Below are 7,061 nucleotides of genomic sequence, written 5' to 3'. Positions count from 1 at the left end.
TGTTAACAGCTACGGACGGCACCAAGAGGTACACATATTGTGTCGTGGGCAGCGTCAGAGTTGTATAAGAGATAGTCCTTTTGCTTATTGTTGCAGTTTTTGTATTTATGAGATTTGCCCCAGTTTTTGGTGGCGTGCCAGATATTAAAAGCCAAAAACTGATAAAGGCTTCGCCAAATTTTAACGGCAAAGTTTTTATAAATTTAGAGCCAACGATTGATATGGTAAAAAATAATCCGCAAGCATCTATGTTAAATTACATTCCGCAAGCACTCTTTCCACCAAAAGGTAAGCTACCAACTAAGCCTTTGCCAAATTTAAAATTTGACGCAAAAGCCCTCAAAAACGGCGAGTTTATCTGGCTTGGGCACGTTAGCCTAATCTGCAAGCTTGATGACAAAACTATTATCACAGATCCAGTTTTGCACCGAGCATTTCCACTACCAATTGGCGGTAAGCCATTTACCTACGAGCATGATATCACCACTAGCGATTACCCAGATGTGATCGACATCGCCCTCATCTCGCACGATCACTACGATCATCTTGATCATAAAACGATACTTGAGCTAAAAGATAGAATTTGCAAATTTCTAGTGCCACTTGGCGTAAAAGCTCACCTCGTAAAATGGGGTGTTGATGAAGACAAAATTTATGAGTTTGACTGGTTTGGTGATCAAAAAATAGGAAATTTAAACTTCACGTTTTGTCCTTCAAGGCACTTTAGTGGGCGCACATTTAAAAGAAATACGACGCTTTGGGGTGGCTGGGCGGCTCAAAAGGCTGGCTTTAGCTTTTATTTTAGCGGAGATGGCGGATATGGCAATCACTTTAAGATGATAAATGAGAAATTTGGCGCCTTTGATCTAGTTTTTATAGAAAATGGTGCTTACGGCGACGGCTGGCCTTACGTGCATATGAAGCCAGAGAAGTCGGCGCAAGCACTAAAAGATCTTGGTGCAAAGCTTGGTGTACCGGTGCACTGGGGCAAATTTGATCTATCTTATCACGCTTGGGATGAGCCGATCAAGCGTTTTGAAAAGGCAGCGACAAAACTTGAGCTAAACTACGCAACGCCGATGATCGGAGAAGTTTTCACTACCCAAAATCCGCCTAGAAAAAAGTGGTGGGAGAAAATTTAGGAATAAAATTTGCTCTAAATTTTAAAATCCAAAAGGAAATGCTGATGAAAATTTCTGAAAATTTAGCAAATCTAAAAAATGTCATCGATAAAGCTGCAAAAAGTGACCTTGATATGAGCGCAACTGGAAGCTTTTTACAAAATTTAGAAAAAGCAAATAAAGAGACTGAAAAAATTTATAAACAGCTAGAAAAAGAGCTAAGAAGCGATGCGCAAATGTTTAAACAATTTGACTTCATGCAGATGATAACAAAGCTTCAATACGGCAACCTAAAGCCAAATGAACGTGAAAAACTACTCAATAAAATGAGCAAGATCGCCAAGGAAATTTAGTTTTAAATAGGCTTGATGCGGAGCTAAATTTTACTACTTCTGTGGAATTTGGTGGGTTTTGGTGAGTGATTTGCTTAAAATAAATTTATTTAAATAGCAACCGTTAAAACTCAGATATATTTCTATTTTATGCCGAAACGCTTATGTATTCATAGCTTACATGGCAGCACTGGTATGCTACTATTTTTAGAATCTTAGGCAAATTTAAAATTTCATAAACGAGTAATTTTGGCTTTGATTTTAGTGGCAAGCCTTGCGGGACCTAAAATCAATAGTCAAATTCTTGCGAGTAAATGAAAGTTTTAAAATTTGCAAAGCATATAGACCATATAACTCCTATTCTTTTATTAAGGGAGAAGGGAGCTTAAATTACGAAGTCACTCCCTTCTCCCTTAACAATCCCTCTTCCCTGACACGTTCAAAGGGCATGCTCTAGTGCTAAAGCACTGCATGCAGTTTTGTTAATTTCAATCAAACTTTAATGAGTAATTTCGATTCTAAAATTTGAGCCAAGTGGTAAGTAAAACTAGATTTTAGCAGTCAGCTCTTACAAGTGAATGAAATTTTAAAATTTACAAAGACAGCTTGATTAAATTTATAAAAGAATAAATTTAAAAAATACCTATTTATATATGTAAATTTACCAGAGAGGATTTAAGAGCCAAAGAGGCTCTTAAATTTTAGTGTAGTTCGCTCCAAACTTTGCGTTTCCAAAGCCAAGCAAAAATTCCTAATATAAAGAAGTAGATCATGACATAAAGCCCTGTGCTCTCGCGCTCAGCCTTCTTCTTGTCGCCTACTTTTTGGATATAAGCTACCACGTCGTCTTCAGCAGCTTTATTTAAGCCAACTCTTGGCATTGCAGTACCTGGTAGCATCTTTTGAGTATCGTTTATAAATTTATGTAAATACTCATCACCTTTTGAACGGATCATCATCGATAGATCAGGTGGATTTGAGCCCATATAAGCAGCAAGGCTTACTTTATTGCTAAATGCATATTTTTTGTCATATTTCATATCATGACATCTTTGACATGCATCAGCGAAAACCTTTTCTTCAGTGATCTTATTGTTTGTCTTTTCATAATCAGCAGATACCTTTTTCAAATAAGCTACTATATCGGCAGTCTCGGCATTTATATCACCACCAGCACCCATAAATGCGGTCATCGGAAATGGATGCTCGTCGTTAAATTTATGAGTTAGCTTTAAAGCCATATTTGGATTTTTAATGAGTGCGGCTAAGAATTTATCATCATAAATTTTACCAGCGGTACTAAGATCTGGTGGCACTACCCCAAAGCTTTGACTAGCTGTCTCAGCATCCATACCAGCTGGCATACCTGCTGCCTCTATACCGTGGCATCCTGTACATCCTGCTGCTACAAAAGTATCAGCACCCTTTGTAGCGTCACCTTTTGTAAGATCAATAGAGTTAATGTCATTCCAAAATGCCGTATAGTCATCAAGAATTTTTTGTGCTACTTCTACATCTTTTGTAGCCGCGTCTATACTTGCCTTATTTCCGCTAGCCTTAGCAGCCTCAAGTGCTGTCTTTTTTTGCTCTAAAAAGTGCTTTGCATAGTCAGTATCTTCTTTTGAGAAGTTGTACTCAGCATTTGCAGTGTGTGGATGAAGCTTTGTGTGAGCATAAGGCTCAATACCCCAATATAAAACACCTGAAAGAATAACAACAATGGCAAAAATTTTAAGCTCTTTCATAATTAGCCCCTCTTTCTTTCAAGTATTGTTATAACTGGCAACGCAATTATAAATAAGAACAAGAATAGCAATGATGAATAAAATCCTATCCAGTCATTATAACCACCTGTTGGGAGCTTACCATATATAGATAAAACGATAAGATCGACAACTAAAACCCAAAACCATATAAAAAATAGTGGTCTTTTGTGAGCTGGAGCTACAAGATCGCTTCTATCAAGAAGAGGTATAAGCATAAATGCAACACCTGCAAACGCAAACGCGATAAGACCAATATTATAAGCAGAAATTCCAGCTATATCAAAGAAGAAGCCACGTAAAATTTCATATTGCCACAAGAAATACCACTCTGGATAGATATGTGGTGGGGTTTTTAGTGGATTTGCTGGCTCAAAGTTGATAGGATCCATTGCAAAGTTGAAGTGATAGCAAACAAGATAGATGACAAATATCATAAAGAATGATACATACATAAAGTCTTTTGCCAAAAATCCTGGCCAAAATGGTATAACTTTAGATTTCGCTCTATCGCCGTGTAGATACTCTTGTGCCTCTACTTCAAAGTCGATATCTTCGCTTGTTAGGTTATTAACGTGTGGAACTCTTAAAGAGTAGAAGTGAATAACCAAAACAGCTATCGTTACAAGTGGCAATAAACAAACATGAAGCATAAAAAATCTAGTAAGTGTTGAGTCGCCAACTGCGTAATCGCCTCTAATCCACTCAACTAAAGCATCGCCAATAACTGGTACACCACCAAAAAGCTGAGTGATAACAGTTGCCGCCCAGTAGCTCATCTGTCCCCATGGGAGCATATAACCACTAAATGCCTCTGCTGAAAAACAGATAAATAGCACCATACCACTTATCCAAATAACCTCTCTGCCTCTTTTGTATGAACCATAGTAAAGTCCAGTAAGCAAGTGAATATACATAATAAGAAATATCGTAGAAGCTGAAACTGCGTGAATGTGACGCCAAAGCCAGCCATACTCGACCTCTTGCATAATAGTATAATTTACACTATCAAATGCTAAATTTACATCTGGTTTGTAATACATTAAAAGTAAAAAACCAGTAACGATTAAGAGCATAAAAAGCGTTGTTAAAATAACGCCCATTGCCCAAAGGAAATTTATATTTTTTGGAATCCAGTATTCGCTAACTAGAACCTTTATAAGTTTTGTAAAAGCTAGGCGTTGATCAAGCCAGTCAATAACGCCAGTTGATTTATGAGCTAAAGACATTGCTATCCTCCTAAGCTTTTGCTACTAATTTTTCGTATTCTGGGCTTGTTTCGCCTAGAACTAGCTTGGTTCCATCGATCTTAAATGGTGGTATATCAAGTGGTCTTGGAGGAGGTCCGTATGTTTGCATTCCGTCGGCGTTAAATTCGCCGCCATGACAGGCACATACAAACATTTGTTTGCTTGCTTTATACTCAGGTATACAGCCAAGATGCGTGCAAAGTCCGATAAGAACTACGTATCTAGCATCCCCCACGACAACATCTCTTTTGTCATTTTTAGCCATATCAGGACTTTTTTTGAGGATGAAAATAGGCTTTTTACGCCACTCAACCTGCCTCATTTCTCCATCTTTGATCGGACTTAGATCAACTGTTGTAAAACCAGCAGCTTTTACGCTTGGAAGTGGATCCCAAGTCTTTTTAACAGCCACTAGTGACATAGCGCCGCCGACAGCTGCCACAGCACCAAACGCAAGGCCGATAAAGCTACGTCTTTCTTGCTTTACTGACATTAAATTCCTTTCTATAAATAAATTCTTAACGATTATACTCTCAAAAAATTAAAAAAGTATAATTTCTAAATATAATCTGCAAAAATAATGTTAATTTTAACTTAAACGTAAATTTTGATTTTTAAGAAAAAATTTTTAAGCTTTATGGCTTTTTGAACTAAACCAAAAATCAAAATCAGCCAAACTTTTTCTCATTCATCTTTATATAGATATGTAAGATATCAATCGCAGCTGGCGTGATGCCTGAAATTTCACTCGCAGCAAAAAGCGTCGGCGGAGCAAATTTCTCAAGCTTTTCAACCACTTCATTGCTAAGACCACTCACACTTCTAAAGTCAAAATTTTCAGGAATTTTCACATCCATCATATCTTTCATTTTTTCTATCTGATTTTTTTGCTCATTTATGTAGTGCTGATACTTGCACTCGGTTAAAATTTGATCCACACTCGCATCATCTAAATTTGCAAATTTCTGATCAAGCTTTCTTAGTTTCTCAGCCGTAAAGCTCTTGCGTGCGACAATCTTTTGAAGGCTCACATTTTGGCTTATTGGCTCTTCATCAAGGCTAGCTAAAAGCTCTAAATTTTGCTTGCTCGGCGTAATTTGCGTATTGTTAAGGTAAGCAAGCCCATCTTTTAAATTTTGCCTGATAGCTTCAATTTCATTAAAAATCTCATCATCAATAAGTCCAAGCTCATGTCCATATTCGCCAAGCCTTAAAATGGCATTTTCCTCACGCAAAAGCAATCGGTACTCCGCCCTACTCGTAAACATCCTATATGGCTCTTTTGTTCCTTTTGTGACAAGATCATCTATCAAAACGCCGATATATGCCTCATCGCGGCGTAAGACAAGCGGCTCTTTATTTTCAAGCGAAAGCGCTGCATTTATGCCAGCCATTAGCCCCTGAGCGCCGGCCTCCTCGTATCCAGTCGTACCGTTTATCTGCCCAGCTAGATAAAGACCTTTTACCTTTTTTGTCTCTAAACTATGTTTTAGCTGTGTTGGCTCGACGTAGTCATATTCGATAGCGTATCCATGCCTTACGATTTTTGCATTTTCAAAGCCCTTTACAGAGCGTAGCATTTGCACTTGCACTTCATAAGGCAAGCTAGTTGAAAAGCCGTTTATATAGTACTCTGTAGCTTCAAGTGTTTGAGGCTCGATGAAAAGATGGTGTCTGTCGCGGTCGCCAAAGCGGTTTATCTTATCCTCGATACTTGGACAATATCTTGGTCCGATGCCCTCGATCTGGCCTGTAAAAAGTGGCGCTTTGTCGAAATTTGAGCGAATTATCTCATGCGTGGTTTCGTTTGTATAGGCAATATAGCATGGCAGCTGCGTTGGGGAGAAATTTTTAGTTCTAAAGCTAAACGCAACTGGCTTTGCGTCGCCATCTTGCTTTTCTAAAATTTCAAAATTTATCGTTTTTGCATCGATCCTTGGACATGTTCCGGTTTTTAGCCTTCCTAAATTTAGCCCAAGCTCTCTTAGACTAGAGCTTAGATCCTTTGCACTTAGCTCGCCCACACGGCCGGCTTCTAGTTTGTTAAATCCAACGTGAATTAGCCCATTTAAAAATGTACCAGTGGTGATTATCACCTTTCTTGCATTATAGATGTTATTTAGATGGGTTTTAACGCCAGTTACTTCGCCATTTTCGCTTAAAATTTCAGTGGCGATCTCTTGAGAAATTTCTAAATTTGGCGTGTTTAAAAGCAAATTTCTCATATAAACGCGGTATCTATCCATATCGATCTGAGCGCGGCTACCACGCACTGCTGGGCCTTTACTCTCATTTAGCACGCGAAACTGGATACCAACAGCGTCAGTTGTAAGCCCCATTTGACCGCCAAGCGCGTCGATCTCTTTTACAAGATGTCCCTTTGCAAGGCCTCCAATGGCCGGATTACAGCTTGCAGCGCCTATTTGCTCGGCTAAGATCGTGATAAGTAAAGTTTGTTTGCCCATTCTAGCAGCCGCAAGACTTGCCTCAATGCCTGCATGTCCGCCGCCAACAACGATTATTTCATAATTCATGATAAATTTTTCCTATTTTTTGATTGTGTGATTTTATCCAAAAGCATATAAAATTTAAATT

General features: G+C 38.4%; 6 protein-coding genes. 2 read left to right on the top strand and 4 right to left on the bottom strand.

Annotated elements, in window-relative coordinates:
* Positions 1-80: 80 nt before the first annotated feature.
* Positions 81-1,142: an MBL fold metallo-hydrolase gene (locus CVS92_RS08355; protein ID WP_234398728.1), complete on the top strand. Its 1,062-nt coding sequence runs from the start codon at positions 81-83 to the stop codon at positions 1,140-1,142.
* Positions 1,143-1,186: 44 nt separating this feature from the next.
* Positions 1,187-1,474, top strand: a complete 288-nt coding sequence (locus tag CVS92_RS08350) for a hypothetical protein (RefSeq protein ID WP_107789137.1) — start codon at positions 1,187-1,189, stop codon at positions 1,472-1,474.
* A gap of 680 nt (positions 1,475-2,154) precedes the next feature.
* On the opposite strand, the gene CVS92_RS08345 is transcribed toward CVS92_RS08350, so the two are convergent.
* The 4 genes from CVS92_RS08345 to mnmG form a co-directional block, all read right to left on the bottom strand.
* Positions 2,155-3,198: a c-type cytochrome gene (locus tag CVS92_RS08345; RefSeq protein ID WP_107789136.1), complete on the bottom strand. Its 1,044-nt coding sequence runs from the start codon at positions 3,196-3,198 to the stop codon at positions 2,155-2,157.
* A 2-nt stretch (positions 3,199-3,200) separates the two neighbouring features.
* Positions 3,201-4,445, bottom strand: coding sequence for a cytochrome b (locus CVS92_RS08340; protein WP_021091658.1), 1,245 nt, complete (start codon positions 4,443-4,445; stop codon positions 3,201-3,203).
* 10 nt (positions 4,446-4,455) lie between these two features.
* Positions 4,456-4,959 carry a ubiquinol-cytochrome c reductase iron-sulfur subunit gene (gene petA, locus CVS92_RS08335; protein WP_021091707.1) on the bottom strand — a complete coding sequence of 168 codons (504 nt, stop codon included), beginning with the start codon at positions 4,957-4,959 and terminating at the stop codon, positions 4,456-4,458.
* A 175-nt stretch (positions 4,960-5,134) separates the two neighbouring features.
* A complete protein-coding gene (mnmG, locus tag CVS92_RS08330) occupies positions 5,135-7,000 on the bottom strand; it encodes a tRNA uridine-5-carboxymethylaminomethyl(34) synthesis enzyme MnmG (protein WP_107789135.1) in 1,866 nt (621 codons plus the stop codon).
* Positions 7,001-7,061 lie beyond the last annotated feature (61 nt).

This window comes from Campylobacter concisus (genome assembly GCF_003048555.1).
GTDB lineage: Bacteria > Campylobacterota > Campylobacteria > Campylobacterales > Campylobacteraceae > Campylobacter_A > Campylobacter_A concisus_AO.
The sequence above is the reverse complement of the archived record's forward strand: the minus strand, read 5'-3'. Positions and strand labels throughout refer to the sequence as shown.

What these genes read in the sequence shown, in the direction of transcription:
- CVS92_RS08350 (WP_107789137.1), top strand. Translation starts at nt 1,187, where the DNA reads ATGAAAATTTCTGAAAATTTAGCAAATCTAAAAAATGTCATCGATAAA.
- petA (WP_021091707.1), bottom strand. Translation starts at nt 4,959, where the DNA reads ATGTCAGTAAAGCAAGAAAGACGTAGCTTTATCGGCCTTGCGTTTGGT.
- mnmG (WP_107789135.1), bottom strand. Translation starts at nt 7,000, where the DNA reads ATGAATTATGAAATAATCGTTGTTGGCGGCGGACATGCAGGCATTGAG.
- CVS92_RS08340 (WP_021091658.1), bottom strand. Translation starts at nt 4,445, where the DNA reads ATGTCTTTAGCTCATAAATCAACTGGCGTTATTGACTGGCTTGATCAA.
- CVS92_RS08345 (WP_107789136.1), bottom strand. Translation starts at nt 3,198, where the DNA reads ATGAAAGAGCTTAAAATTTTTGCCATTGTTGTTATTCTTTCAGGTGTT.